General features: G+C 73.7%; 22 protein-coding genes and 1 pseudogene. 12 read left to right on the forward strand and 11 right to left on the reverse strand.

Translation table 11 applies throughout. The annotated features are described in order from the left end of the window. The first annotated feature begins 25 nt into the window (after positions 1–25). Positions 26–745 carry a thymidine kinase gene (locus AB0H57_RS18060; RefSeq protein WP_357507745.1) on the forward strand — a complete coding sequence of 240 codons (720 nt, stop codon included), beginning with the start codon at positions 26–28 and terminating at the stop codon, positions 743–745. A 7-nt stretch (positions 746–752) separates the two neighbouring features. Here the strand turns inward: AB0H57_RS18060 and AB0H57_RS18065 are convergent, their stop codons facing one another. Continuing rightward, complete coding sequence (locus tag AB0H57_RS18065; protein ID WP_357507747.1) at positions 753–1,211, reverse strand: hypothetical protein; 459 nt, start codon at positions 1,209–1,211, stop codon at positions 753–755. Positions 1,212–1,322: 111 nt separating this feature from the next. Here AB0H57_RS18065 and AB0H57_RS18070 point away from each other — a divergent pair, with 111 nt between their 5' ends. Together AB0H57_RS18070 and AB0H57_RS18075 are read left to right on the forward strand one after the other, a co-directional pair. Then, the gene (locus AB0H57_RS18070) at positions 1,323–3,029 is read left to right on the forward strand and encodes an acyl-CoA dehydrogenase family protein (RefSeq protein WP_357507749.1); all 1,707 of its coding nucleotides are present in this window, start codon (positions 1,323–1,325) and stop codon (positions 3,027–3,029) included. A gap of 49 nt (positions 3,030–3,078) precedes the next feature. After that, positions 3,079–3,447, forward strand: coding sequence for a VOC family protein (locus AB0H57_RS18075; RefSeq protein WP_357507751.1), 369 nt, complete (start codon positions 3,079–3,081; stop codon positions 3,445–3,447). Between the two features lie 16 nt (positions 3,448–3,463). On the opposite strand, the gene AB0H57_RS18080 is transcribed toward AB0H57_RS18075, so the two are convergent. The 4 genes from AB0H57_RS18080 to AB0H57_RS18095 all read right to left on the reverse strand — a co-directional run bounded on the left by AB0H57_RS18080 (position 3,464) and on the right by AB0H57_RS18095 (position 6,501). After that, complete coding sequence (locus tag AB0H57_RS18080; protein ID WP_357507753.1) at positions 3,464–4,462, reverse strand: tyrosine-type recombinase/integrase; 999 nt, start codon at positions 4,460–4,462, stop codon at positions 3,464–3,466. An 87-nt stretch (positions 4,463–4,549) separates the two neighbouring features. After that, positions 4,550–5,281 (reverse strand): hypothetical protein, encoded by a 732-nt coding sequence (locus AB0H57_RS18085; RefSeq protein ID WP_357507755.1) that lies wholly within the window; start codon positions 5,279–5,281, stop codon positions 4,550–4,552. 169 nt (positions 5,282–5,450) lie between these two features. After that, positions 5,451–5,879 carry an Hsp20/alpha crystallin family protein gene (locus tag AB0H57_RS18090; RefSeq protein ID WP_357507757.1) on the reverse strand — a complete coding sequence of 143 codons (429 nt, stop codon included), beginning with the start codon at positions 5,877–5,879 and terminating at the stop codon, positions 5,451–5,453. 124 nt (positions 5,880–6,003) lie between these two features. Then, positions 6,004–6,501: a MarR family transcriptional regulator gene (locus tag AB0H57_RS18095; RefSeq protein ID WP_357507759.1), complete on the reverse strand. Its 498-nt coding sequence runs from the start codon at positions 6,499–6,501 to the stop codon at positions 6,004–6,006. A 68-nt stretch (positions 6,502–6,569) separates the two neighbouring features. Between AB0H57_RS18095 and AB0H57_RS18100 the strand changes: the two genes are divergently transcribed. Then, positions 6,570–7,805, forward strand: coding sequence for an MFS transporter (locus AB0H57_RS18100; protein WP_357507761.1), 1,236 nt, complete (start codon positions 6,570–6,572; stop codon positions 7,803–7,805). A 1-nt stretch (position 7,806) separates the two neighbouring features. On the opposite strand, the gene AB0H57_RS18105 is transcribed toward AB0H57_RS18100, so the two are convergent. Together AB0H57_RS18105 and AB0H57_RS18110 are read right to left on the reverse strand one after the other, a co-directional pair. Then, positions 7,807–8,202 carry a cupin domain-containing protein gene (locus AB0H57_RS18105; RefSeq protein ID WP_357507763.1) on the reverse strand — a complete coding sequence of 132 codons (396 nt, stop codon included), beginning with the start codon at positions 8,200–8,202 and terminating at the stop codon, positions 7,807–7,809. Between the two features lie 21 nt (positions 8,203–8,223). Continuing rightward, positions 8,224–8,709: a GNAT family N-acetyltransferase gene (locus tag AB0H57_RS18110; protein ID WP_357507765.1), complete on the reverse strand. Its 486-nt coding sequence runs from the start codon at positions 8,707–8,709 to the stop codon at positions 8,224–8,226. An 84-nt stretch (positions 8,710–8,793) separates the two neighbouring features. On the opposite strand from AB0H57_RS18110, the gene AB0H57_RS18115 reads away from it, so the two are divergent. Beyond that, positions 8,794–10,338: a glycosyltransferase family 39 protein gene (locus AB0H57_RS18115; RefSeq protein ID WP_357507767.1), complete on the forward strand. Its 1,545-nt coding sequence runs from the start codon at positions 8,794–8,796 to the stop codon at positions 10,336–10,338. 33 nt (positions 10,339–10,371) lie between these two features. Next, the gene (locus AB0H57_RS18120) at positions 10,372–11,190 is read left to right on the forward strand and encodes a TIGR04222 domain-containing membrane protein (protein WP_357507769.1); all 819 of its coding nucleotides are present in this window, start codon (positions 10,372–10,374) and stop codon (positions 11,188–11,190) included. A 22-nt stretch (positions 11,191–11,212) separates the two neighbouring features. Here AB0H57_RS18120 and AB0H57_RS18125 read toward each other — a convergent pair whose 3' ends face one another. Continuing rightward, positions 11,213–12,685, reverse strand: coding sequence for a von Willebrand factor type A domain-containing protein (locus AB0H57_RS18125; RefSeq protein WP_357507771.1), 1,473 nt, complete (start codon positions 12,683–12,685; stop codon positions 11,213–11,215). Between the two features lie 162 nt (positions 12,686–12,847). Continuing rightward, the gene (locus AB0H57_RS18130) at positions 12,848–13,876 is read right to left on the reverse strand and encodes an aldo/keto reductase (RefSeq protein ID WP_357507773.1); all 1,029 of its coding nucleotides are present in this window, start codon (positions 13,874–13,876) and stop codon (positions 12,848–12,850) included. Between the two features lie 145 nt (positions 13,877–14,021). Between AB0H57_RS18130 and AB0H57_RS18135 the strand changes: the two genes are divergently transcribed. The 6 genes and pseudogenes from AB0H57_RS18135 (at position 14,022) to AB0H57_RS18160 (ending at position 21,259) form a co-directional block, all read left to right on the forward strand. After that, positions 14,022–15,485 carry a hypothetical protein gene (locus AB0H57_RS18135; protein WP_357507775.1) on the forward strand — a complete coding sequence of 488 codons (1,464 nt, stop codon included), beginning with the start codon at positions 14,022–14,024 and terminating at the stop codon, positions 15,483–15,485. Positions 15,486–15,529: 44 nt separating this feature from the next. After that, positions 15,530–15,919 (forward strand): annotated as a pseudogene (locus AB0H57_RS18140) (hypothetical protein); the annotation flags it as partial. A 493-nt stretch (positions 15,920–16,412) separates the two neighbouring features. Continuing rightward, on the forward strand, positions 16,413–16,676 hold the full coding sequence (locus tag AB0H57_RS18145) for a hypothetical protein (protein ID WP_357507777.1): 264 nt from the start codon (positions 16,413–16,415) through the stop codon (positions 16,674–16,676). A 164-nt stretch (positions 16,677–16,840) separates the two neighbouring features. Further along, entirely contained in the window at positions 16,841–19,969 is a 3,129-nt protein-coding gene (locus tag AB0H57_RS18150; RefSeq protein WP_357507779.1) for a glycosyltransferase, read from the forward strand. 326 nt (positions 19,970–20,295) lie between these two features. After that, positions 20,296–20,781, forward strand: a complete 486-nt coding sequence (locus AB0H57_RS18155; RefSeq protein WP_357507781.1) for a hypothetical protein — start codon at positions 20,296–20,298, stop codon at positions 20,779–20,781. A 4-nt stretch (positions 20,782–20,785) separates the two neighbouring features. Further along, a complete protein-coding gene (locus AB0H57_RS18160) occupies positions 20,786–21,259 on the forward strand; it encodes an HNH endonuclease (RefSeq protein ID WP_357507783.1) in 474 nt (157 codons plus the stop codon). 460 nt (positions 21,260–21,719) lie between these two features. On the opposite strand, the gene AB0H57_RS18165 is transcribed toward AB0H57_RS18160, so the two are convergent. Next, complete coding sequence (locus tag AB0H57_RS18165) at positions 21,720–23,621, reverse strand: prolyl oligopeptidase family serine peptidase (RefSeq protein ID WP_357507785.1); 1,902 nt, start codon at positions 23,619–23,621, stop codon at positions 21,720–21,722. Positions 23,622–23,867: 246 nt separating this feature from the next. Then, entirely contained in the window at positions 23,868–24,227 is a 360-nt protein-coding gene (locus AB0H57_RS18170) for a DUF1062 domain-containing protein (RefSeq protein ID WP_357507787.1), read from the reverse strand. Positions 24,228–24,593: the final 366 nt, after the last annotated feature.

Here is a 24,593-nt window from a genome sequence, read left to right on the forward strand (position 1 = left end):
CGTCGATGGACTAGGCTGCCGCGACGTGACCGACGACGCCACCGCCGCCCCGACCTGCCTGGCCCGGCCCCTACCGGGCCCCGGCGACGAACCCACCGGCGGCTGCGCGGCCGCCCGCGGCGTCGACGGTCGGCCGCTGCACGCCGCGGCGCTGAAGTTCTTCTGGGGGCCGATGGACTGCGGCAAGTCCACGATGGCCCTGCAGATGAACTACAACCACGCCCGGCAGGGCCGCCGCGGCCTGGTCACCACCCGCATCGACCGGTCGCTCGGCCCGCAGGTGACCACCCGCATCGGCCTGGCCCACGCCGCCATCGAGGTCACCGACTCCCTCGACCTGCGCGACCTGGTGCGCGACGCGTGGGCCGAGGGGGTACGCGTCGACTACCTGATCTGCGACGAGGCGTCCTTCTACGACCTGAAGCACGTCGAGCAGATGGCCGAGCTGGTCGACAACTTCGACGTCGACGTGTACGCCTTCGGCCTGGCCACCGACTTCCGCTCCTGCCTGTTCCCCGCCGCCCAACGGCTGTTCGAACTCGCCGACTCCGTGGCCCGCATCCAGGTCGAGGTGCTGTGCTGGTGCGGCCGGGAAGGGCTGCTCAACGCCCGGGTGCTCGACGGGCGGGTGGTCCGCGAGGGCGCGCAGGTCGTCATCGGCGACACCGTCGACACCGCGGAGGTGCGCTACCAGGTGCTGTGCCGGCGGCACTACCGCTCCGGCGACCTCGGCCCCCGCGCCTGACACCCGGTCAGAACGGGTCTCCGCAGACCCGCCAGGTGCCGTCCTCCGACACCACGGGCAGCTTCCGCTCCTCGCCGGCCGCACCGTCGCGGGTCAGCCGCACCGTCACCTCACCGCGCGGCCGTCCCGACCGGGTCGTGACCGACACGTCGGTGATCTCGTAGTCGCTGACCCGCGGCGGGGTGCGCACCCAACTGTCGAAGCCGACCGGGCTCCACCGGCTGCGTGCCGCCTTGCACAACCGCTCGTACGCCCGGTCGGTGTCCCCGCCCGCGACACCCCGGAAGAACTCGTCGGCGGCCTCCCGGACCGGCCCGTTGGCGCCCAGCACCACCTGCGCGTTCCACGCTGCCAGGCCGGCCACCCCGACCAGGCACAAGGCGAGCGACCAGCCGCCCAGGACCAGGCCGGCGCGCACCGGCCGCCGCCGGCGGTACGGCCGCGCCCACCCCCGTTCACCGCCCATCACCTCCGACGGTAGAGAACCGGTGGACCGCCGCGCAGGAAGTTGCGGCCCCTGTCGCCGGCGGGAGCGGATCGTCTACGGTCGGCGCATCCACCCCGCGAGGAGCCGCCGATGACCCGCTACGTGCAGCCGGTATCCGCCCCCGACGACCCGTACGCCGGTGACCCGCTGCTGCGGTCCTGGCTGGAGCGGCAGCTCGGCCCGGCCGGGCACGCCGCCGCCAAGGACCGGCTGGCCGCCCTGGCCGCCGAGGTGACCGGGCCGCTGCGGGCCGCGCACGCCGACGCCGAGGCGCACCCGCCCACCCTGGTGCGCTACGACCCGTGGGGCGCCCGCGTCGACCGGATCGACACCGCCGCCGGCTGGCGGGCCCAGCGGGCGGCCGCCGCCCGGCACGCCGTGGTCGCGCTGCCCTACCTGGCGTCCGCGCGCGGCACCTGGGGGGCCGCCGCCCGGGTCGTGCAACATGCGCTGCTGCACCTGTACGCGCCCGAGTCGGCCACCTTCTCCTGCCCGGTGGCCATGGCCGACGGCGCCGCCGCGCTGCTCGCCCTCCCCGACGTCGACGCCGGGGTGCGCGACGCGTGGCTGCCCCGGCTGGTCGCCACCGATCCCGACGAGGCGGCGGTCAGCGGGCAGTGGATGACCGAGTCGACGGGCGGGTCCGACCTGTCCCGCTCCGGCACGGTCGCCCGGCCCGCCGCCGACGGTTCCTGGCGGCTCACCGGCGAGAAGTGGTTCTGCTCGGCCGCCGACGCGCCGGTGGCGGTGGCCCTCGCCCGCCCGGAGGGCGCCGGCCGGGGCAGCCGGGTCCTCGCGCCGTTCCTGGTGCCCCGGTACGCCGCCGACTCGCCCCTGGCCGGGGCGAGCCTGGCCGCCGACGCCCCCGCGCCCGGGGTGACCGTGCACCGGCTCAAGGACAAGCTGGGCACCCGCGCCCTGCCCACCGCCGAGATCGGGCTGCGCGACGCGTACGCGCTGCCGCTGGGCGACCCGGCCGTGCCGGGGCTGGTGCGGGCGATGACCCTGGTGGTGGTGACCCGGGTGCACAACGCCTCCGCCGCCGCGTCCGGGATGCGCCGCGGCCTGGCCTACGCCCGGGCGTACGCGCAGGCCCGGCTCGTCGCCGGTGGCCCGCTCGCCGACAACCCGCTGCACCGGGCCACCCTCGGCACCCTCGCGGTCGACGCGGCCGGCGCGTTCGTCCTGGCCGGGCACGCCTTCGCGCTGCTCGGCCGGGTGGAGGTCGGCGCCGACCCGGACGCGGCCAGGGAGCTGCGCATCGTCGCCCCGCTGGCCAAGCTCGCCACCGGTCGGCTCGCCGTGGCCTCGGCCAGCGAGTACGTCGAGGCGTTCGGCGGGGCCGGCTACGTGGAGGACACCGGCGTGCCGCGGCTGCTGCGCGACGCGCAGGTGCTGCCGATCTGGGAGGGCACCACCAACGTGCTCGCCCTGGACGTGCTGCGCGCCGTCGCCCGGGAGGACGCCGGCGCCCCGCTGCTGGCCCGGCTCGCCGCCGCCGCCGAGCTGGCCCGGCCGCTGTCCCCCGCCCTGGCCGACACCCTGGCCGCGGTCACCGACGAGCTGCGCGCCACTCTCGCCCAGGTCGCCGCCGACCCGCAGGCCGTCGCGGTGGTCGCCGGTGCGCGCGGGCTGGCGCTGCGCCTGGCGTACGCGCTGACCGCCGCCCTGCTGGTGGAGCACGCCGGGTGGGGCGACGAGCAGGCGGAGGTGGCCGCCCGGCTCTGGGCCCGCCGGTGGCTGCGCCACGAGGACATCGCCGCCGACGCGCACCACCACCTCGACGTGCTCTGCTGAGCGGCGCTGGCCGCCGGAGAATGTCGGACCCGGCGGCCAGAATCCCGGCATGACACACGCCGAACTCATCATGGTTGACCTCGACAGCTCAGACCCGGCCGCCCACGCCCGGTTCTACGCCCACGTCCTCGGCTGGGAGGTGACCCACGCCGAGCCCGAATACGCGATGATCAGCAAGGACGGGTTCTCGATCGGCTTCGGGCTGGTGCCCGGCTTCACCCCGCCGGCCTGGCCCGACGAGACCGCCGGCAAGCGCTACCACCTCGACCTGCGGGTCGACGACGTGGCCGTGGCCGAGAAGGAGTTCCTGGCGGCCGGCGCCCGCAAGCCGGACTTCCAGCCCGGTGGCGAGCGGTGGACGGTGCTGATCGACCCGATCGGCCAGCCGTTCTGCATCTGCCCCCGTCCGCAGGGCTGAGCGCGGTCGGCCCGGGTCAGCCGCGGCGGCGGGCCCGGGCGGCCCAGATGACGTACGCCGGGTCCCGGTCCAGGTTGTGCCGGTCCCGGTCGTAGCGGCGGGTGGTCCGTGGGTCGGCGTGGCCCATGGCGTCCTGCACGTCCTCCAGCGGCACTCCCTCCGCCCGGGCGGTGGTGGCGAAGGCGTGCCGCAGCGAGTGCGGGGACAGCCTCGCCCAGGCCGGGATCCCGGCGGCCCGGGCCAGCCGGCGCACCAGCCGGAACACCGAGTGCCGGTCCAGCCGGGCGCCGCTGGCGGTGACCAGCAGCGGCCCGGTCAGCTGGGCCACGGGCACGCCCTGCGCGGCGGCCCGGGCCGCCAGGTAGGTGTCCACGGCGTGCGCGGTGGACGGGGTGAGCGCCCGTCGGCGGGGCCGCCCGCCCTTGCCGACGAATCGCACGCTGCGGTGTCCCCGTTCGGCGCCCAGGTCGTCGAGGTTCAGCGAGATCAACTCCCCGACCCGCAGCCCGAGGTCGGCCAGCAGGGCGACGGCGGCGCGGTTGCGGACGGCGGTCGGGCCGGTGTCCGCCTCGGCCGCGGCGAGCAGCGCGTCGACCTCCTCGGGGGTGAGCCCGACGGTGGCCGAGTGGTCCCGGTCGATGCGGGGCCGGTCGGCGGCGACGACCGGGTTGGCGTCCAGCGCCCGCAGCTTGACCAGGAAGTCGTACCAGCTGGACAGGGCGGACAGCCGGCGGGCCACGGTGGCCGGGGTGAGCGGCCGGCCGCTGCGTACGGCCAGGGTGGACTCCAACTGCCGGGCGTACGCGTTGACGTCGAGGAAGCTCGCCCGCAGCGGGTCCAGGCCCCGGCCGGCACACCAGCCCAGCCAGGTGGCGATGTCCCGCCGGTACGCCTCCCGGGTGTGCTCGGACAGCCGCCGGTTGCGCAGCCACGCCTCGGTGAAGTCGGTGGGGCCGCCGGGCAGGGCCGGGCCGGCCGACGGTCGGGGCAGCACCGGGGCTTCACTACGCGACATGCGAGGAAGCTTCTCAGACCGGGCGGACTTCGTGGATGGAACGCGCCGGGGGCGGTCCCGGGTCGCCCGGGGGTCGGTGCCGCCGGGTCACGAGTCCTCCGGCGAGTTCCACACCGTGGCCTTCGCGGTCACCCGGAAGGAGTCGTCCGGGTAGCGCGCGATCGTGAGGCTGACGATGCGGTCCTTGCTGGTGCGCAGGCACCCGGTCCGCCCGAGCGGGATGCGCATCCATTCGTCGCCGTGTGTCGCGAGGCGTTCGAGGCACTGCTGCCGGGTGGGCAGGCCCGGCCCCGGCCAGAGGGCGAGGTGTCCGTTCTCGGCGTGCAGCTTGCCGTCCTCGTTGGCCGAGATCCGCTCCAGGTCGGAGTCGAAGACGGGCCAGTCCATCTCCACCGTCGGTGGCACGGGGTCGAAGTCGATGCCGTCGTCGTTGAACTGCACCTCGCCGCTCCACTGGACCTCGTCGGCCGGTGGCGGGGGGGCGCTCGTCGGATCGGTCGGCGCCGCGCCGGTCGACGGCGGGTCGGTCGACGGTGAGCTTGTGGAGGTGGTCGGGAAACTCGGCGCCGGGGACGTCTCGCCAGGGCCGCCCGCGCCGGCGGCGGGCGTGCTGGCCGGTGGTCCGCCCCCGTCGTCCTGCCCGACGACGCTGTAGATCGTCGCGCCGGCCGCGATCAGGGCGGCCACCAGGCCGATGAGCGCGCTCAGCACGGCCCCTCGGCCACCGCCGTCGAGCTGCTGGTAGTGGCGGCTGAGCCGTCCGCGCAGGGTCCGCCGCTCGGCGGACGGATCGCCGGCCCGGTCCTGCGGGGCTACCACCTGATGACTCCTCGGCCTCGGCATCGATGGTCCACTGTAGGCGACGGCCGCCCGCGACGCGTGCCTCCTCGAGTCACCCCTTCCGCAACCGCGCGGCGGCGACCGCCGACCACCGGTCGGCGGCGCGGCGGGGACGTGGACGCCGCGCCGCCGACCGACGAGGGGCAACTCAGGCGTTGATCTGCTTGCGGTGGCCGTTGCCGCCCGCCGTGACACTGATCCGGCGCGGCTTGGCGCGCTCGGCGATCGGGATGCGCAGCGTCAGTACCCCGTTGTCGTAGCCGGCCTCCAGCCGGTCGGCGTCCAGGGTGTCGCCCAGGAACAACTGGCGGCTGAACGTGCCCATCGGCCGCTCGGCGGCCACCAGTTCGACGTTGTCGCCGGCGGCGCGGCGACGCTCGGCGCGCACGGTCAGCACGTTTCGCTCGACGGTGCAGTCGATGCTGTCCGGGTCGACGCCGGGCAGGTCGAAGGCGGCGTAGAACCACTCGCCGTCGCGGTAGGCGTCCAGGTGCATGACGGCGGGGCGGCTGGTGGTGCCGAAGAACTGCTCGGCGAGGCGGTCGATCTCGCGGAACGGGTCGGTACGCATCAACATCGTTGCCTCCTCGGTTCTCCAGGTCCGAAGGTCTCGACGAATCAGGTCTTGAGTCGAGGCGACTCAAGTTCTTGTTCCGTTGTAGCGCGCCCCCGTGGGCTCGTCAAGCCGGCCGTCGTCTCCGTCAGCGGGGCGGCTCCTCGGCCACCAGCATCACCCGGCGCAGCAGGTCCGCCAGCAGCCCCCGCTCGCCGGGATCCAGCACGCCGAGCAGCCGGTGCTCCTCGGCGCCCTGCACGTCCAGCGCAGCCCGCCAGGCCGCCCGCCCGGCGTCGGTGAGCTCCACGTCGACCCGGCGCCGGTCGACGGTGGACGGGATGCGGCGCACGAAGCCCCGCCGGACCAGCGCGTCGACCCGGGCGGTCACCGAGGCCGGCGCCATCCGCAGGTCGTCGGCGATCTCCGACGGGGCCGCCCGCCCGGCGCGGCCGGCCAGGACGTGCAGGGTGTCGTACTCGTGGGCCGGCAGGTCGTGGTCGGCCAGGGCCCGCTCCTTGACCGTGCGCAGGTGTCGGGTCAGGTGGATCATGCGCACCACCGCACCCTCGACGTCCACGTCCAGGTCGGGCAGCACGGGCAGCCAGCGCTGCACGTGCGCGTCGGCGCGGTCGCGATCGGTCACCCCGACAGTGTACGTCGTCGTCGAAATATTCGTTGACGAAAGGTTCGGTGTCGAAATACTTTCTAGGCATGACCCATCCGCTGCGGCTGCCCGCGTTCCGTCTGCTCTTCGTCGGCCGTACCGTGTCGGCGGTCGGCGACGCGGTCGTCCCGGTCGCCCTCGCCCTGGCCGTGCTCCGCGTCACCGGCTCCACCGGTGCGCTGGCCCTGGTGCTGAGCTGCGCCATGGTGCCCCGGCTGCTGCTGCTCCCCCTCGGCGGCGTGGCCGCCGACCGGTTCGACGCCCGCCGCGTCGCCATCGCCACCGACCTGCTGCGCGGTGCCGCCCAACTCGTCGTCGGCGTGGAACTGCTCGGCGGCACCCCCGCCCTGGCCCACCTCGCGGTCGCCTCCGCCGCCGCCGGCGCCGCGTCGGCGTTCGCCATCCCGACCGCCTCGCCGCTGGTCGCCGGCACCGTCGAACCGGACGGCCGGCAACGGGCCAACGCACTGATCGGCGCCGCCGGCAACGCCAGCCGCCTCGGTGGGCCCGCCCTGGCCGGCCTGCTCGTCTGGACGATCGGCCCCGGCTGGGCGTTCGTCCTCGACGCCGCCTCGTTCGCGCTCAGCGCCGCGCTGCTGTCGGTCACCCGGGTCCGTCGGGTCCCCGTGCCGAACCGGTCGCTCCGCGCCGACCTGGCGCTCGGCTGGCGCGAGGTACGCAGCCGCGACTGGTACTGGACCACCCTGATCGCCCACGGCGTGTGGAACTTCGGCGCAGCCGTGCTGCTCACCCTCGGCCCCGTGATCGCCGTGCGGCGCCTCGGCGGCGAAGGAGCGTGGGTGCTGCTGCAACAGGCCGGCGGTGTGGGGATGCTGGCCGGTTCGCTGCTGGCCACCCGGGCCCGCCCCGCCCGGCCGGTGCTGGTCGGCAACCTCGCCCTCGCCGGGTACGCGGCTCCGCTGCTCCTGCTCGGCCTCGCCGCCCCCGCCCCGGTGACGATCGGCGCGTACGGCCTGGCGCTGGCCGCGCTGGGCTTCCTCAACCCGGTCTGGGAGACCGTGGTGCAGGAGCGCGTCCCCGCGCACGCGCTGGCCCGGGTCAGCTCCTACGACTGGCTGGTGTCGATGGGGGCGGTGCCGCTCGGGTACGCCCTGGCCCCGCTGGCCGCCGACGCCTGGGGCGCCCCGGCGCCGCTGTTCGTGGCCGCCGCGCTCGTCGCGGTCGCCTGCGCCGGCACCGCCGCCGTCCCCGGCGTACGGCGGCTTACCTGGGCCGCCCGGCCGGCGCCCGCACGGGCGGAACCGGCCGGGGCGGCCCGCTGACCTACAGGGTGTGGCCGGTGGTGGCGTCCACGTGCCCGGGCACCTCGTCGTGCCGGTCCCCCACGCTGGACGTGCCGGACGGCTCGAACATCAGGATCGCCGCGCCGCCCGGCGCGAACGGCCGGTGCGGCACCCCCCGCGGCACCACGAACACCGCACCGCGGGGCAGCACCACCTCCCGTTGCGCGCCGTCCGCGCCGTCGCGCAGCGCGATCCGCAGCTCCCCGTCGAGCACCAGGAAGAACTCGTCGGTGTGGTCGTGGCTGTGCCAGACGTGCTCACCGGCCACCTTGGCGATGCGCACGTCGTAGTCGTTGACGGTGGTGACGATGCGGGGACTCCACAGCTGGTCGAAGCGCGCCAGGGCGGCGGCCAGCTCGATCGGCTCAGCGTTCATCGGCCCATCCTCGCCCACCGGTCACAGCGGACGGTGCAGCACGTGCAGCCCGACCCGGCCCAGGGTAGGGTGGTCGAACGCCTCCGGCACCGTGCCGACCACCGCGAAGCCCAGCCGCCGGTACAGCCGCACGGCCGCGGTGTTGCTCTCCACCACCGCGTTGAACTGCATGGCGGCGTACCCTCGGGCCCGCGCCCAGTCCAGGGCGTACTCGCACAGCGCCCGGCCCACGCCGCGGCCCCGCGCGTGGGCGGCCACCATGAAGCTGGCGGTGGCGACGTGCGCGCCCGGACCGGGTCGGTTGGTGCCCATCTTGGCGGTGCCGAGGACCTTCCCGTCCTCCTCGGCCACCACGGTCAGCCCGGGCGGGCGTTCCACCCACACGTCGCGCAGCACCTCCGCCGGCCACGCCGGGTCGTACGGGAAGGTGTCCCCGGCGGCGATCACCTCCTCGACGATCACCCGGACCTGCGCCCAGTCGTCCTCGGTGCACTCACGGATCCGCATCCCGCGGACGGTAGCCGGGTGGACCACCAGCGGCGAACCGTTTTCCGGCTCCCGCCGACCCGGGCGCTCGGGGACGATGAACGGATGAGCGGTTCCGCCGTGGACGTCCAACGCCCCGACCCGACGCCCGCGCCGCCGCACCCGCCGCCACCCGGCCCGCGCACCGCCGGGCCGTGGCTGCTCGGCGGCGCCCTCAGCGTGCTGCTGCTACTGCTCGCCGGCCGGTACGGCTACCACCGCGACGAGTTGTACTTCCTGCTCGCCGGGCGGCACCTCGACTGGGGCTACGTCGACCAGGGCCCGCTGGTGCCGGCCCTCGCCCGGCTGGCGGACACCGTCGCGCCGGGCAACCTGGTGGTGCTTCGCACCCCGTCGGCGCTGATCGCCGGCGCGGCGGTGGTGCTGGTCGCGGCCATCGCCCGCCAGTTCGGCGCCGGCCGTGGCGGGCAGCTGTTCGCCGGGTTCCTCGCCGCCGGGGCGGGCATCGTGCTGAACCCGGGGCACCTGCTCAGCACCACCACGGTGGACCTGCTGGTGTGGCTGGCCGCCGCCTGGTGCGCGGTGCGGATGCTGCGCACCGGCGACGGCCGGTGGGCGCTGGCCGTCGGGGTCGTGCTCGGCGTCGGCATGCTCAACAAGCCGCTGCCCGCCCTACTCGGCGTGGGCCTGCTCGCCGGGGTGGCGATCGCCGGGCCGCGGCGGCTGCTGCGCGACCGCTGGGTGTACGCCGGGGCGGCGGTCGCCGCGCTGCTCGCCGCGCCCTACCTGGCGTGGCAGGCCGGGCACGGCTTCCCGCAACTCGGGGTGGCGTCGTCGATCGCCGGCGGGGACAGCTCGTACAGCGGCCGGCTGGAGGGCCTGCTGCTGCACCTGGTCATCATCAGCCCGTACGCCGTGCCGATCTGGATCGCCGGGCTGGTGGCGCTGCTGCGCCGGCCCGGGTGGCGGGCGTACCGGGCGCTGGGCTGGGCCTGGCTGGTGGTGTTCGCGCTGGTCGTGGTCGGCGGCGGCAAGGGCTACTACGACGCGCCGCTGCTGCTGGTGCTCACCGCCGCCGGCGCGGTGGTGACCGTCGAGTGGGCCGGCCGGGGCGGCCGGTACGCCCGGCGGGCGCTGCTGGCCGCCGGCGGCGCGGTCGCGGCGGTGTCCAGCGCGGTGCTGCTGCTGCCCACCCTGCCGGCGGACCGGCTGCCCGAGTTCGTGGTCGCCGCCAACTACGACGCCGGGGAGACCATCGGCTGGCCGGCGTTCGCCGATTCGGTGGCCGCGGTGCACCGCGCCCTGCCAGCGGCGGAGCGGGCCCGGGCGGTGGTGCTCACCGGCAACTACGGCGAGGCGGGCGCGCTGGCCCGGTACGGGCCGGCCCGAGGGCTGCCCCGGGCGTACTCCGGGCACAACAGCATGGCCGCGTTCGGCCGCCCGGGCGACGACGCCGACGTCGTCGTCGCCGTCGGCTGGGAGCGCCCCGACCGGCTGCGGGCCTGGTTCGCCGAGGTGACCGAGGCCGGCCGGGTGGACCTGCGGGTCGACGTCGACAACGACGAGAACGGGCTGCCGATCTTCGTCTGCCGGGGCATGGCCCGCCCCTGGTCGCAGATCTGGCAGTCCGAGGTCCGCCACACCTCCTGATCATGCGGCAGCGCCCCGGGCCATACTTGGGCCATGCTCTGGGGTGTCAGCGGGCCGCTGTTCCTGCTCGACTACGTGGTCGCGGTCGCCGCGGCCCTCACCGTCGCCCTCGCCGTACGGGCGCTGACCGGCCGCCGCCCGGCAGGCGCGGCGCCGGACGTCGTCGAGCTGGCGTACCTGAACGACCGGGCGGTGCTGGCCTGCCAGGTCGCCGTGGCGGCGCTGCGCCGCGCGGGCGTGGTGCGGGCCGGTGAGCTGGCCACCCTGACGGTGGACGGGCCACCACCACCCGGCTCGGCCCCGCTGGTGCGCGCCGTGCACGCCGCGCTGCGCCGGCCGCAGACCTGGGCGGCCGTGCTCGCCGACCCCGGCGTCGGCCGGGCCCTGCGCCGGCTGGTCGGCCGGCTGGTCCGCGACGGCTGGCTGCTCACCCCGGCGCAGCGGCGACGCATCGCGGCGGGCACCGTGCCGCTGTTCGTGGTCGCCGCCGTCGGGGTGACCCGGCTGGTGGACAGCGCCGTGGCGGGACGCGACGCCGGCGGGCCCGCCCCCGTGGCGGGCCTGCTGCTGTGCTGCCTGGCCACCGCCATCGGCGGCTGGTGGCTGTGCGAGGTGCCGGAGACCGGGGCGGCGGCCCGCCGGCTGCTGCGCCGGCGGCGGCGGGCGCACGCCGAGCTGTCCCCGGAGCTGCGCCCGGCCTACGGCGAACGCGACACCGGGGAGCTGCTGGCCGCCATGGCGGTGTTCGGGCCGCGCCCGCTGCTGGCCGTCGACCCCCGCTTCGCCGTGCAGGTGGGCGTCGACCCGGAACGCACCCGCCCCAGCACCCCGCCGAAGCTCGCCCGCCGCTGACCACCGGCCGGCGGCGTCGCGTTCAGCGCAGCTCGGCCGCCGCGTGGATCACCCGGCCGAGCTCCCGCACCTCGGCGTCCTCGGTGGCCTCGGCGGCCCGGTCCGCGATCACCGCAAGGTCGTCCAGGCGCACCTGCCCGCCGTCGGCGCCGTCCCGCAGCGCCTGCGCGAACCAGGCCGCCGCGTAGCAGGTCCGCAACCGCGGGGACGCCGCGGCGAAGTCGCGGTCCAGGTCGGCGACGCTCACCGACGCGTACGTCTCGGCCGGCTCCCGGGTGTTCGGATCGGCCCAGCGCACCTGCACCCGGGCCGCCCGCGCCGACGCCGACGCGCCCTCGGCGAGCCGCACCTCGTACAGCGCCGTGACGCTGTGCCCGGGGCCGACCTCACCGCCGTCGACCCGGTCGTCTCGGAAGTCCTCGTCCGCGATCGCCCGGTTGTCGTACCCGACGAGCCGGTACGAGCGCACCGCTTCCTCCTCGAACGTCACCTGCACCTTGGCGTCCAGCGCCCGCACGGCCAGCGTCGCCGGCAACTGCTCGACGAACACTTTCCGCGCCTGGTCCCGCTCGCTGACGTACACGGCGAACCCGTCGCCCCGGTCGGCCAGCTGTTCCATCAGCTCGTCGCCGTACTCGCTGCCGACCCCCACGCCGAGCATCGCGATCTGCTTCTCCGCCTCGGCGCGTACCCGGCGCAGGATCGGCTCCGGGTCGGTGCTGCCGACGTTGGCCAGCCCATCGGAGAGCACAATGACCCGGTTGGTGCCGTTGCGGAGGAAGCCCGCCCGGGCCACCCGGTAGCCCAGCGTCAGCCCCGCCTCCAGGTTGGTACTGGCCCGCACCCGCAGGGCGTCGATGGCGTCGTGCAGCTCGGCGGCGTCGGAGACCGGCGTCATCTCCCGCACCACCCGGGCCTCGTCGCTGAACTCGACGATCGCGATGGAGTCGGTGCGCCGCAACTGGTCCACCAGCGTGTGCAGCGCGTCCCGCACCAGGTCCAGTCGTCCGGGCTCACCCATCGAACCGGAGACGTCGACCACGAAGGTGAGCGCGGCGTCGGGACGGCTCCGCTGCTCCTGCGACCGGGTCTGCAACCCGACCCGCATCAGCCGCACGTCGCCGCCGGCCCGGTGGGTGACGGGCAGGTGTGACCCGTCGACATGGACGGCGAAACCGTCCCCGGTCGGCTCGGGGTAGTCCTGCCGGAACGAGTTCACGAACTCCTCCGGCCGCACCTGCGCCCGCTCCGGCAACCGTCCGTCGGAGACGAGCCGGCGGGTGTAGCCGTACGAGGCGGTGTCCACGTCCACGCCGAACGTCGAGCGCCCGTCCTCCTCCGTCGCCGTGTCGCCGCCGGGCCACGGCTGGCTCTCGTGGTGGCGGGCTGGCCCCGCCCCGGTGTCATGCCCCGCGCCACCGGCCGAGCACGCGGTGACCGACGCCGTGGCCACGAGCGCCGCCAGCAGCAGCGACATCCGTCGCAGATGGACCATGCTTCCTCCCCGGAGGACGGGCGGCCCGGCCGGGCCCCGACATGGCGATTGGACGCAGATCAACGACGCGGTGACGCCCGTCGTGTCCGAGCCGTTACCCAAGCGTGAACGTCGTGACCGCGCCGTGCCCGGTACGTGACCTGGCCGGCCCGCCGACCGGGGTCAGCCCGCCGGCAGCTCCCGGCCACGCTGGCGCACTCCGGCCTCGCCGTACGGGTAGTCGGCGACCGGCGGGGCGCTCGCGGCGTCCAGCAGCCGGCTGTCCTCGGCGTCCAGCCGCAGGTCGGCGGCGCTCAGGTTGTCGTCGAGCTGATCGGTGGTGCGGGCGCCCAGGATCACCGAGGTGACCGCCGGCCGGTCCGCCAGCCAGGCCAGCGCCACCGCCGACATAGACACCCCACGGCGGTCGGCCACGGTACGCACCGCGTCGATCACCCGCCAGGTCCGCTCCTGGGCGTTGCGTCCCGCGTACGCCTCGACGCCGCGCTGCGGGTCCTCCCCCAGCCGGGTGGCCCCGGTGGGCGGGGTGTCCCGCCGGTACTTGCCGGTCAGCCAGCCGCCGCCCAGCGGCGACCAGGGCAGGATCCCGATCCCCTCGTTCTCGCACACCGGCACGATCTCGAACTCGATCTCCCGCGCCAGCAGGTTGTACTGCGGCTGCAACGTCACCACCGGGGTCAGTCCGAGGTGCTGGGTGAGCAGGGCGGCCTTCTGCAACTGCCAGCCGGTGAAGTTGCTGACCCCGGCGTAGCGGATCTTGCCCGCGCGTACCGCGTCGTCGAAGAAGCGCAGTGTCTCCGGCAGCGGGGTCAGCGGGTCCCAGGCGTGCGCCTGGTACAGGTCGACCGCCTCCACCCCGAGCCGGCGCAGGCTGGCGTCCAGCGCCCGGGTCAGGTGCACCCGGGACAGCCCGGCGTCGTTGTGTCCCGGCCCCATCGGGAACCGGCCCTTGGTCGCGATCACCAGCCCGTCGCGCAGCTCCGGTCGCGTGCGCAGCCACCGGCCGACGATCTCCTCGGAGACGCCGGCCGAATACACGTCGGCCGTGTCGATGAAGGTCCCGCCGGCCGCCACGAACCGGTCGAGCTGGGCGAAGCTGCCCGCCTCGTCGGTCTCCGCGCCGAAGGTCATCGTGCCCAGGCACAGGGTCGACACCACCGTGCCGGTGCTGCCGAGGGTGCGGTAACGCATGCGGTCCTCCAGGTCGTCGCGGGCGATCCGCCGATCCTGCCACCCCCCGGTGGGCCCCGCCGCGGCACCCGCGACCCTGCGGCCCGCCGACGGATGCGGCAGAGTGGGTGTCCCGCAGACCGCACGACCGGGAGGACGGTGAGCCGTGGACGGCCCGACCGGGGTGGTGTTTCCCGACACCGGTGGCACGCGCAGCACGACCGCGCTGGGCCGGGCCGTGGTGGCCGACGCCCTGCGCGCCGTGGACCCGGTGGGTGCCCGCGCCGCCGAGCACGAGACCAACTGGCGGCACGGCTACCTCGGCCACTTCCGCCGGCTGGTCGAGGCCGGGCTGCTTTCCCGCGACGCGGCGCTGACCATCGCCCGCGACGGGCTCGACTCCCTGCACACCCGGATGCGCTACCTGCCCGCCGCCGGCCCCGAGGTGGCCCTGGACCAGGCGTTCGACCTGCCCGATCCGGAGCCGCTGGCCACCGCCACCGTCACCGGGACCGGCGAGGTGCGCCGCGAACTGGCCCTGCCGTACCGGGGGCAGCGGCTGCGCGGCGACGACCTGCGCCGCCGCCTCGACGCCTGGGTGAAGGCCGGCGTCGTCGAACCCAGCTGCGCCGAGGCGGTGCGCGCGGTGCAGGCCAACCCGGACTGGCTGGACCTGCGCGACCAGCGGATCGTGGTGCTCGGCGCGGGCGCCGAGATGGGACCGCTGCCGTCGGTGCTGCGCTGGGGCGGCGAGGTCGTCGCCGTCGACCTGCCCCGACCGGAAATCTGGCGCCGGCTGCTGCGTACCGCCCACCGGTACGGCGGACGGCTGCACCTGCCGGTGCGACCCGGCACTCCCGTCGCCGACGACGCGGCGCTGGCCGCCGGGGCCGGCGCCGACCTGCTGCACCGCCTCCCCCAGGCCGCGGCCTGGCTGCGTGGCCTCGACGGGCGGCTGGTGCTCGGCAACTACGTCTACGCCGACGGCGCCACCAACGTCCGGGTGGCCACCGCCGTCGACGCGCTCACCGTCCATCTGGCACGGCACCGACCGGACGTCGCGCTGGCGTTCCTCGCCACCCCCACCGACGTGTACGCCGTGCCCGCCGACGCCGTCGCCCACGCCGAACGCGGCTACGCCGACCGAGGGCTGGCCCGCCGGTCGCTGCGGGTGCTCTCCGGCGGCCGGCTGCTGCACCGCAACTACCCGCCGGCGGCCGACCCCGGGATCAACGACAGCCTGGTCCCCCAGCAGGGCCCGAACTACGCCCTCGCCAAGCGGCTGCAACGCTGGCGCGCCGCGGTCGCCCGCGACGCCGGCAGCACCGTGTCGTTCACCGTGGCCCCACCGACCCGCACCCGCTCGGTGCTGGGCAACCGGGCGCTGGCCGCCGCGTACGCCGGGGCGCACCGCTTCGGCATCGAGGTGTTCGAGCCAGCGACCAGCAACACCCTGATGGCCGCCCTGCTCGTGCACGACCTGCGCACCGGCGGCGGTCCCGCCCAACCGCAGCCGTGGCGGGACGAGGCGTACGCCGCGGCGCACGGCGGCCTGTGGCGCGTCCCGTACGCCCCGCGCAGCGCGCTGGGCCTGGCCGTGCTGCTCGGCCTGGGCGGCGCCCGGACCTGACCCGGGGCAGGTTTCCTTGTCTTGACCGCCGGGAAGGCACCCGCATGGCCGAGACCTTCGCAGAACAGGACCTGACCACACTGCGGTCCATCGCGCGTGGTGCCGGCATACCGGACACCGAGCGCGTGCCGCACGACGAACTGGTGGACATGTTGCGCCGGGCCGGGCTGGCCGAACCGGACGGCCGGCCCGTCGACACCAGCGACGCCTCCGGCCGGTACCACGCCGCCGGGGTCGGACGCCGCGAATCCGCCGGCGGCGCGGGGGCCGAGACGGGCTGGCCCGACCAGCCGACCGAGGACCCGGCCGGGCTGTCCGGCATGCCCCGCAGCAGCCTGACACTGGGCGACGAGAGCACCGGCGGGCGGGCCGCACAGGAGGCGGTCGGCGCCCGGCCGGGCGAGTCCGGCACCGAGATCGACGACCGGACGCAGGACGGCCGCGGCGTGCAGGGCGAGATCCGCGACCCGGCCGGACTGTCCGGACTGCCCCGCAGCGACCTGACGCTGGGCGACGAGAGCACCGGCGGACGGGCCGCCGAGGACGCCGTCGGTGCGCTGCCCGGAGAGTCCGACACCGACATCGACGACCGCACCGAACGCTGACGACAGGACCCGGCACCGGGGCGGCTCGACCGACCCGGTGCCGGCCGACTCTTCCTGCACACCAGTCCTTTTTGGGTTCCTTCGGGCGCACCAGGCCCTTTTGGTGATGCCCGCGGACACCATTCCCCTTTGGCGTGTCCAGGCTCGGGAATCCGAATATGCACATGGCGGACATTTGCCACTGCCCTGATCGCCCGATCAGGGCAATGGGCCATAGCGGGACAAATAGCCTCAGCGGGTGGCTTTTCGCGTGTCTCTCGATCGACTGCCCCGGCGACCGCAGTTCACTCCGCCAGTCCGCCTCCCCCGAAACACCCGACCGGTGTTCGTCGATGTCACCGGCACGCGCAGGCGACGAATGAAGCGCGCCGCAGTGGCTTTCGCCCTCGCTGCGCTGACCTACCTGCCCATGGCCGGAAGCGCACTGCTGCCCGGGCCGCCGGCACCGAGGCAACCCGCGCCCCCAGCGCAGCCGGAGTCCGGCGAACTCGCGCAGCCGAACCACCCGTTCGACACCGCGCCCCGCCCGTCGGTCGACCCGCCCGAATCCACGGCCGCAACGCCTACCACGAAGGCCAACGGATGATCGGGCTGAACCACCGACCTCGCGCCGGTGGTCGAGTCGGGCAGCGTCGAAGCCGCCGCCCCGGTCGGTGGACCGGCCGGGTCGTCGGCGTGTCATTGGCGACGGTGGTCGCGTGCGTCCTCCTGGTCGAGGCATATGCCAACGCCGGGTTCAAACCCGATCACGTGTCTGAGACCGACAGCCAGCTGGCCGTTCCGGTCGACATCCTGGACGGCGGACCGGTCCTCGACGTCCGAGGCGAGCAACCCCGGTCCTACCGGCTGCCGGCGAAGACCATCGCACTCACCTTCGACGACGGGCCTGATCCGGCCTGGACACCGCAGGTGCTCGACGTCCTGCGTCGCCACCGGGCCGCGGCCACGTTCTTCGTGATCGGCTCACAGGTCACCCGGCACCGGGATCTCGTTCGACGGACCGCCTTGGCGGGGCATGAGCTCGGTGTACACACCTTCACCCATCCAGACCTCGGCCAGCTGCCCGCGTGGCGGCAACGAATGGAGTACGCGCAGACCCAGATGGCGGTCGTGGACGCGGCCGGCGTACGGACGAGCCTATTGCGGTTCCCCTACTCGTCGCTGCCCAGCGCCATTGACGACCGGAACTGGTCAGTGATCCGGGCAGCCGCCGGACTCGACTACCTGACCGTGGTGAACGACCTCGACAGCCGGGACTGGGCTCGACCCGGCGTGGACGCGATCCTGCGGAGCATGACGCCGGCGCCGGGAGCGGGCGCGGTGGTCCTGCTCCACGACGCCGGCGGAGACCGCTCGCAGACCGTGGCGGCACTGGACAGGTTCATCCCGATGATGCAGGCACGGGGCTACACCTTCACCACGGTGAGCGACGGAGTGAACCGGGCGCGGCCGGACGCGGCAGCCGTCGTCGGCATGGTCCCCGCCTCGACCGTGGACCGCTGGCAGGCGACACCGGTGCGTTGGGCCATCCTGCTGGCCGATGCCACCCTGCGCGGTTTGGCCGTTCTCTTCGTCGCGGTCGGGATCCTCATCCTGGCCCGCACGCTGCTGCTGCTCCTGCTCGCCCACCGGCTCGCCCGACGCAGACGGCGGCACCGCTGGCCCTGGGGAGTGCTGGACGCACCGGTGTCGGTGATCGTGCCCGCCTACAACGAGCGGGCCGGTATCGCCGCGACCGTTCGGTCAATCGTGGGCAACGACCACCGGGACATCGAGGTGATCGTGGTCGACGACGGCTCGACGGACGGTACCGCAGACGTCGTCGAATCGCTCGGCCTCGCCGACGTACGGGTGCTCCGCATACCCAACGGCGGCAAGGCGAACGCCCTCAACACCGGGCTTCTGCACGCGTCGCACGACATCATCGTGACCGCTGACGCGGACACCATCTTCGAGCCCGACGCGATCCGGCGGCTGATCGAGCCGTTCACCGATCCCCGGATCGGTGCGGTGGCCGGAAACGTGAAGGTGGTCAACCGGCAGGGGCTGCTCGGCCAGTGGCAGCACATCGAGTACGTCATCGGCTTCAACCTTGACCGCCGCTTCCACGAGCGGCTTGGCTGCATCCCGACGGTTCCCGGCGCGATCGGGGCCTTTCGCCACCGCGCCCTGACCGGTGTCGGCGGGATGAGCGGCGACACGCTCGCCGAGGACACCGACGTCACGATGGCGATCCTGCGGGCCGGGTGGCGGGTGGTGTACCAGGATCGGGCCCGCGCCTGGACGGAGGTTCCCGCCTCGCTCGGCGATCTGTGGCGACAGCGTTGCCGGTGGAGCTACGGCACCCTCCAGGCGATGTGGAAGCACCGGGGGGCGGCGCTCGAACGTGGCGCATCGGGCCGGTTCGGACGGTTCAGCCTGCCCATGCTCGCCCTCTTCGGCGTGGTGCTCCCCCTGCTCGGCCCGGTGCTGGACCTACTTGCCGTCTACGGGCTCTTCTTCATGGACACGAAGATAACGGTGCTGGCGTGGGTGGCGATGCTCGTCGTGCAGGCGGCGACCGCGGCGGTGGCCTTCCGACTGGACCGGGAACCGTTGCGCCCGCTGCTCACCCTGCCGATCCAGCAGTTCGCGTACCGCCAGTTGATGTACCTGGTGCTGGCCCGTTCCGTCGTGACGGCGGTGACCGGCGCCCGGCTCGGCTGGCGCAGAGTCAAGCGCGCCGGCGACACTGTGGCCGGACCTGTCCGGACGCCCACGTCGACGGGTGTCGGCAGGTCCGCGCACCCGACTCGGGACCGCTGGTTCGACGCCCTGCGGGCCATGGCGCTGGGCCGGGTCATCGTGTACCACATGTTCGGCGCCGCCTGGCTGAGCTTCGCGTTCCCCGCCATGGGCGTGATGTTCGCGCTGGGCGGCTCGCTCATGGCGGCCTCGTTGGACCGGTCGCCCGATCGGGCCGTCGGCAGCCGTCTGCGTCGCCTGCTGCCGGCCCTGTGGACGTTGGGGATCGTGCTGCTGCCCCTGATGATCTGGCACGGCTGGTCCGACCGGCCCGCCTGGCCGGCGATCTTGAGCTGGGTGGTTCCGCTGGTTCAGCCGCCCGGCAACGAGTGGGCGGCGGACGTGACCGGGGTGCTGTGGTACCTGGTCGCGTACCTGTGGTTCGTGTTGCTCTCCCCCGTGCTGCTGGCGATGTATCGACGTTGGCCGGCGTGGTCCGTGCTCGTACCGCTGGCCGGCGTGGTCGTGCTGCGGACGGCCGACCCGTCACCGGGTGGACCGGTTGGGTCGGTCCTGACCGACGTGACGACGTTCGGCGCCTGCTGGCTGGTGGGTTTCGCGCACCGCGACGGCCGGCTGCGGCGACTCTCGCTGCCGTCGCTGCTGGCCGCGGCGGCCATGTGCCTGGTGATCGCGCTCGGCTGGCTCGCCACGCATCCCGAGGAGGGCCTCGACCTCAACGACATCCCGGTGGCGCAGGCGTTCTGGTCGCTCGGGTTCGTCCTGGTGCTGCTACGGACGTCCCCACCGATGGGCTGGCTGGCTCGGATCCGGCCGCTCGACCGGCTGGTGACGGCGTTGAACAACCGGGCCCTGACCATCTACCTCTGGCACAACGCCGCCATTGCGGTCTGCTTCGCCGTCGGTGACCAGATCGATGTGTGGCGGCTCGGCCAGGTGGGCTACCTGGCGATCGCCCTGGTGATTCTCACCGGTGTGGTGCTGGCCCTGGGCTGGGTCGAGGACGTCAGCGCGGGGCGTCCGCCGCGTCTGCGGCCCTGGGCACCTTACCGGCGGACAGCGGTGCGGGACAGTCGGCCGGAGAGCATCCGATCGGCGCCGGGGCGAACGATCGGCAGCACCGCGGGGAGATGAACAGCGACACGAAGCCATATAGCGGCAACAAATGCAATATTCGGGATAACATTGTCCAATGTCGAGCCACGTCGACCAGCGACACCAACGGGCGTGAAAGATCGCCCAGGCGGTAGGACTCCGCCGCGGGCCCGCCGGGCCGGACTCGCTCCGCCCGACCACCCGCGAGCGGGATGACGGTGATTTGGGTGGTCACCGCGGCCGGCACGGGTTTCGCCCTCCTACGGGCCCGTGCCGGCCACCTCCTCCGCGGCGCCCCGGCGGGGTGCCCACGGAGTGGCTCGAATTGAGTCGCTCCGGGGACGGGGCGGAGGAGGGAGACCAGCGTGTGGTATCCACCGACCGACAGGGCGGAACAGCACCTGTGGACCGCCGTTGCCAGCGGTGTGCGGATGGCCGGCGTGCCAGACAACGCGGGGTTCGAGGCGGCGGTCAGCCGCCTGGGCAGGCTGCGCCGGCCATGGGTGTACCGGGTCCTCGGCGACACGGCCGCACTGCTGGCCGAGGAGCTCAACCTGGACGTGGCCGAACGCGTCCCGATGCGGATACGGGTGGAACCGGATCCGCCGGCCCGTTTCCCTCGCCGTGCCCTCCCTCCGTCGGCGGTGGGCTCCGACGATCCGACGCCGGAGATCCGACGGCGACTGCTGCTGATCGCACACCTGGCCGACGCGGCGCAGGTCGGTGTCGGCGCCTGTCTCGATGTGGCGTTGGCCGGCAACAGGCGGTCGTCTCGGCCACTGTCCGGATCGATCCCGACCTGCCGCACCGGAGGCGGACCGATGCCCCCGCACACTTCGATCTTAGGGTGACCACGTGCTGTCGCAGATCCGAGGCCTCTCACGCCACTTCACCGAGGACACCCTCCGGTCGTACCTGATCGACCGCTCGGTCAGGCGGCCCGACGGGTGCCTGATCGTGCGCGGCTACGGCGACCAGCGAGGCGTCCATCAGAAAGTCGCGGGACGTGCGTGGGCGCATATCGCGGCATACGTCGTCTTTGTCGGCGGCTACAACCCCGAACTCGATGTGCACCATCGGTGCGGCGTGCCGGACTGCATCGAGCCGAGCCACCTGCGGCAGCTCACCCACAGCGAGAACTGCCGCAGCCGGACACAGCGGTCCCGGTGCCGCAACGGGCATGAACGAGAGCTGGACCCGCGCACCGGCCGGTACCGCAAGGTGTGCCGCGAGTGCAACCGCCAGGCGCAGCAGCACTGGCGTGAACGCCAGGCGGCTCAGGTCGCGCAGGCCCGCGCCAGCTACGGCCGGTCGCTGTCTGCTGAATGACCCGGAAGTATCCGCGCACGCGTGTTTGTGGCGTTACTCCCTGATGGCTGAGTGACCGGCGACGGGCCCGGGACGGCGAGGCGTCAGCAAGCTACACCAGCCTGAGTCCTTACGCCCAAGAACGGTCATTATGATGTAGCGCCACTTCGTCCGTTTTGTTCCGGGATATTTGCAGGAATATTATTTCCGGTAACCCGATAATTCGTGCAGCGGTGTGCCGAGAGGCTCCTGCCGTCCGACGCCGGCTGTTGTCGCTTCGCAGCCGAGTTGGCGAATCAGCTGCGGCGCGGCGCGAGGGGTTGGCGAGTTCTCGAACGACACGACGAGCGGGCCCGAGCAGATGCCGCGCTCGTCAGGCGGGGGTGTTTCTCAGCATGAGATCCGCCTGGGGGTCGTGAAGTCAGCTCAGGTCAGTGACGACCGGTTGGGAAACAACGACATCTGGTCCACGTGCCCCCGGTCACGGCCGGAGCCAGCGATCAAACCAGGCGCGGGTCCGGTGCAGGACGTCGAGTTGATGGTGGCGTTCCCGGATCGAGTGGCCCTCTCTCGGGTAGATCACGAACTCGTGCTCGACGCCGAAGTGGCGCAGTGCCCGGTGGAGGTACACGGCCTGCCCGAGGGGAACGTTGGTGTCCTCGGCGCCGTGCAGAATGAGCACCGGAGTGCGGATGTGGCTGGCGAAGGAGATCGGGCTGACCGCGTCATGCGGGTGCGGGCCGATGCCGGACCAGCCGGTGCTGCCACCGAGCGCGGCTTCGAACTGGCCGTTCTCCCCGGTCGCGGCGAGCATGCCCCAGTCGACGACGCCGGCGCCGACCAGCGCGGCGCGGAACCGGCCGGTCCGGCCGATGGCCCAGGCGGACATGAAGCCGCCGTGGCTCCAGCCGGCGATGCCCAGCCGGTGGGGGTCGGCGATGCCTTGGGCGATGAGCAGGTCGATCCCGGTCTGGATGTCGGTCCACTCCTGCTGACCGACCCGGCCGGCGACGCTGGCGGCGAACTCGTGGCCGTGGCCCTGGCCACCGCGCGGGTTGGGCAGGAACACCGCATAGCCGGCGGCGGCCAACCACTGCGCGCTGGGGGACCAGAACAACTGGCAACGGTCGGCGTAGCGATCGTACGGGCCCCCGTGCACGATGGTGACCAGCGGGAACGGGCCCTCGGATGCAGTTCGTCCGACCGGCAGTACGAGCAAGCCGTCCAGGTCGAGGCCGTCGGCGGCGCGGTAGGCCAGCGTTTGTTGCGTGCCGAGGGCGATGCCGTCCAGTTCCGGGCGGGCGTCGGTGATCCTTCGCAGCGGCCCGGTTGGCGGACCGAGGTAGACGTTCGAGGGTTGGTAACGGGTTCCGGTCAGTGCCGCGATCTGCTCGCCGGTGGGGGTGGTGGTGAGGTGGTCGAGGCGTCCTTGGCGCTGCGACAGAGTCGTGGGGCCGGTGGGACAGAGCCGGGCCAAAGCCGTGTTCAACCCGTCGGCGAACACGACCAGTGGGGCGGCATCGGTCTGACACAGTTCGGTCGGGCACATCGAGAGACCAGCGGTGCGGTTGCGCCGGACGCGGCTGCCGATGGTCAGGTCGAACACGGCGGTGCCGGCCTGCATAACCGGCGGGGTGAGCGCGAGGTAACCGAGGTGCCAACCGTCCTCGGCCGGCCACCAGGCCAGCGAGCGGGCGTCGACCTCGACCGATCCGAGGTCCTCGGCGATACCGGTCGTGGGGTCGAACAGGTGCAGCTGGCCGGTGCGGGGGCCGTAATCGCTGTCGGCGCTGGCCTGGGTGAGCACGGCGAGCGGGCCGCCGTCGGGCCGTTGCCGCAGTTCCACGACGTGCCGGTCGCCGAGCACATCCGGGGTGGTGATCCGGCCGGTGCGCAGGTCGAGCAGGCGCAACCGGGCACGCGGCTCGCACTCGCCGACGACGATGGCGTCGTCGCGGTCCCGGGTACGGCGCGTGTCCTGCTCGGTGGGTTCATCCTCGGCGAGCAGAGCGACCAGGTTGGGGTCGGCGAGTGGCAGGTGGTCGATGATGCCGGTGCGCCAGCTGGTCAACGCGGTCACTGTGGCGCCGGCGACGGTGAGCCTGTGCAGCTGCGGCGTGCCGCGGTGGGCGCGGTCGGACAGGAAGAACAGCGTCGCCGAGTCGGCCGACCAGCGTGGCCGGGACTCGGTTGCGGTGTCGGCGGTCGCCCGGCGCGACGCGACGGCGCCATCGGTGTCGACGAGCCAGAGTTCGGTGTCGAGATGCTCACCGGTCCGGCTGGTGGGAGCGAGGACGTAGCAGAGCAGACGCCCGTTCGGGGCGAGCGCCGGGGTCTGCGGGTCACGACCATCGACCACTATCTCGGCGGTCAGACGTGTCATGGGATCAGTCTGCCAACATCAGCAGGGCAACCCGCGATCGGGACAGTCCAGGTTGGCCCAATGCCTTCCGGCAAGCCCCGTAGCCGCTTCCCCCGCCTCGCCGAGGTCCAGGAGCAGATCCATCACGCGTGTCCACCCTCGGCGGAGTCAGCGTGCCGACCCCGCATATGTGGTCGCGGTTCTTACCGACACCCGGTGGAGGACGGGTGGCCGGGCGGCGCGTCCTGCCACCCGGCCACCCGTCCGCTAGTTGCCGGCCGTCACCGTGAAGGTGAATCCGGCGCTCGTCGGACGGCGCAACGGAATGTCGCACTTGATCCGGCGCAGCGCCTCGTTCCTGCTGAGGCCGAGCCCGTGCGCGATGAGCCGTTCCGGGCGTACCGGCACCGGATCCTCGAAGACGACCTCCATCTGCACCGGCCACGCCTCGTCGAGCCGTGGTGACGGGGCGTCCAGCCGCCAGGCCCCCGTCCAGTCCAAGGTGAAGTGGTTGCGCCGGGCGAGCAGCGGGTCCATCAGCCGGGACGCCACCAGTTCCGGATCGTTGATGTGATGGCCGTGGAGCTCGGCCGGGTCGAACGAACTCACCGGCGTTCGCTCGCGCACGGTGAGCTTGATCGTCCGATCGCAAGGACATGCAGCGGACCAGCAGCCACACGTCCAGCAGCTTGCCGTTGGCGTTGACGCGGAACCTGCCCTCGCCGGTGGTGGCCGACTCCGACCGGCAGTCCATGCATCGCAGAGACAGCAGCGGCAGCGTCTCTGATCAGCTAAGCGATCCTGAGTTGTATTGAGTTTTCCGGGATCGTTTCCCACCTGGGTGGGGTGGCGTGGGCGTGGAGATGGAATCCGGCGCCCAGTGCTGCTCCTTTCGGCCGGTGGCCGGTGGTGGGTGTGCTGATCGTGTTCACGCCCTGGTGTCGGTGGGCTGCGCGGGGCAGCCTGTTCCGGTCCGTTGGTGCGTGTCCCTCC

The sequence above is a fragment of the Micromonospora sp. NPDC050686 genome, assembly GCF_040654475.1.
Lineage (GTDB): Bacteria > Actinomycetota > Actinomycetes > Mycobacteriales > Micromonosporaceae > Micromonospora.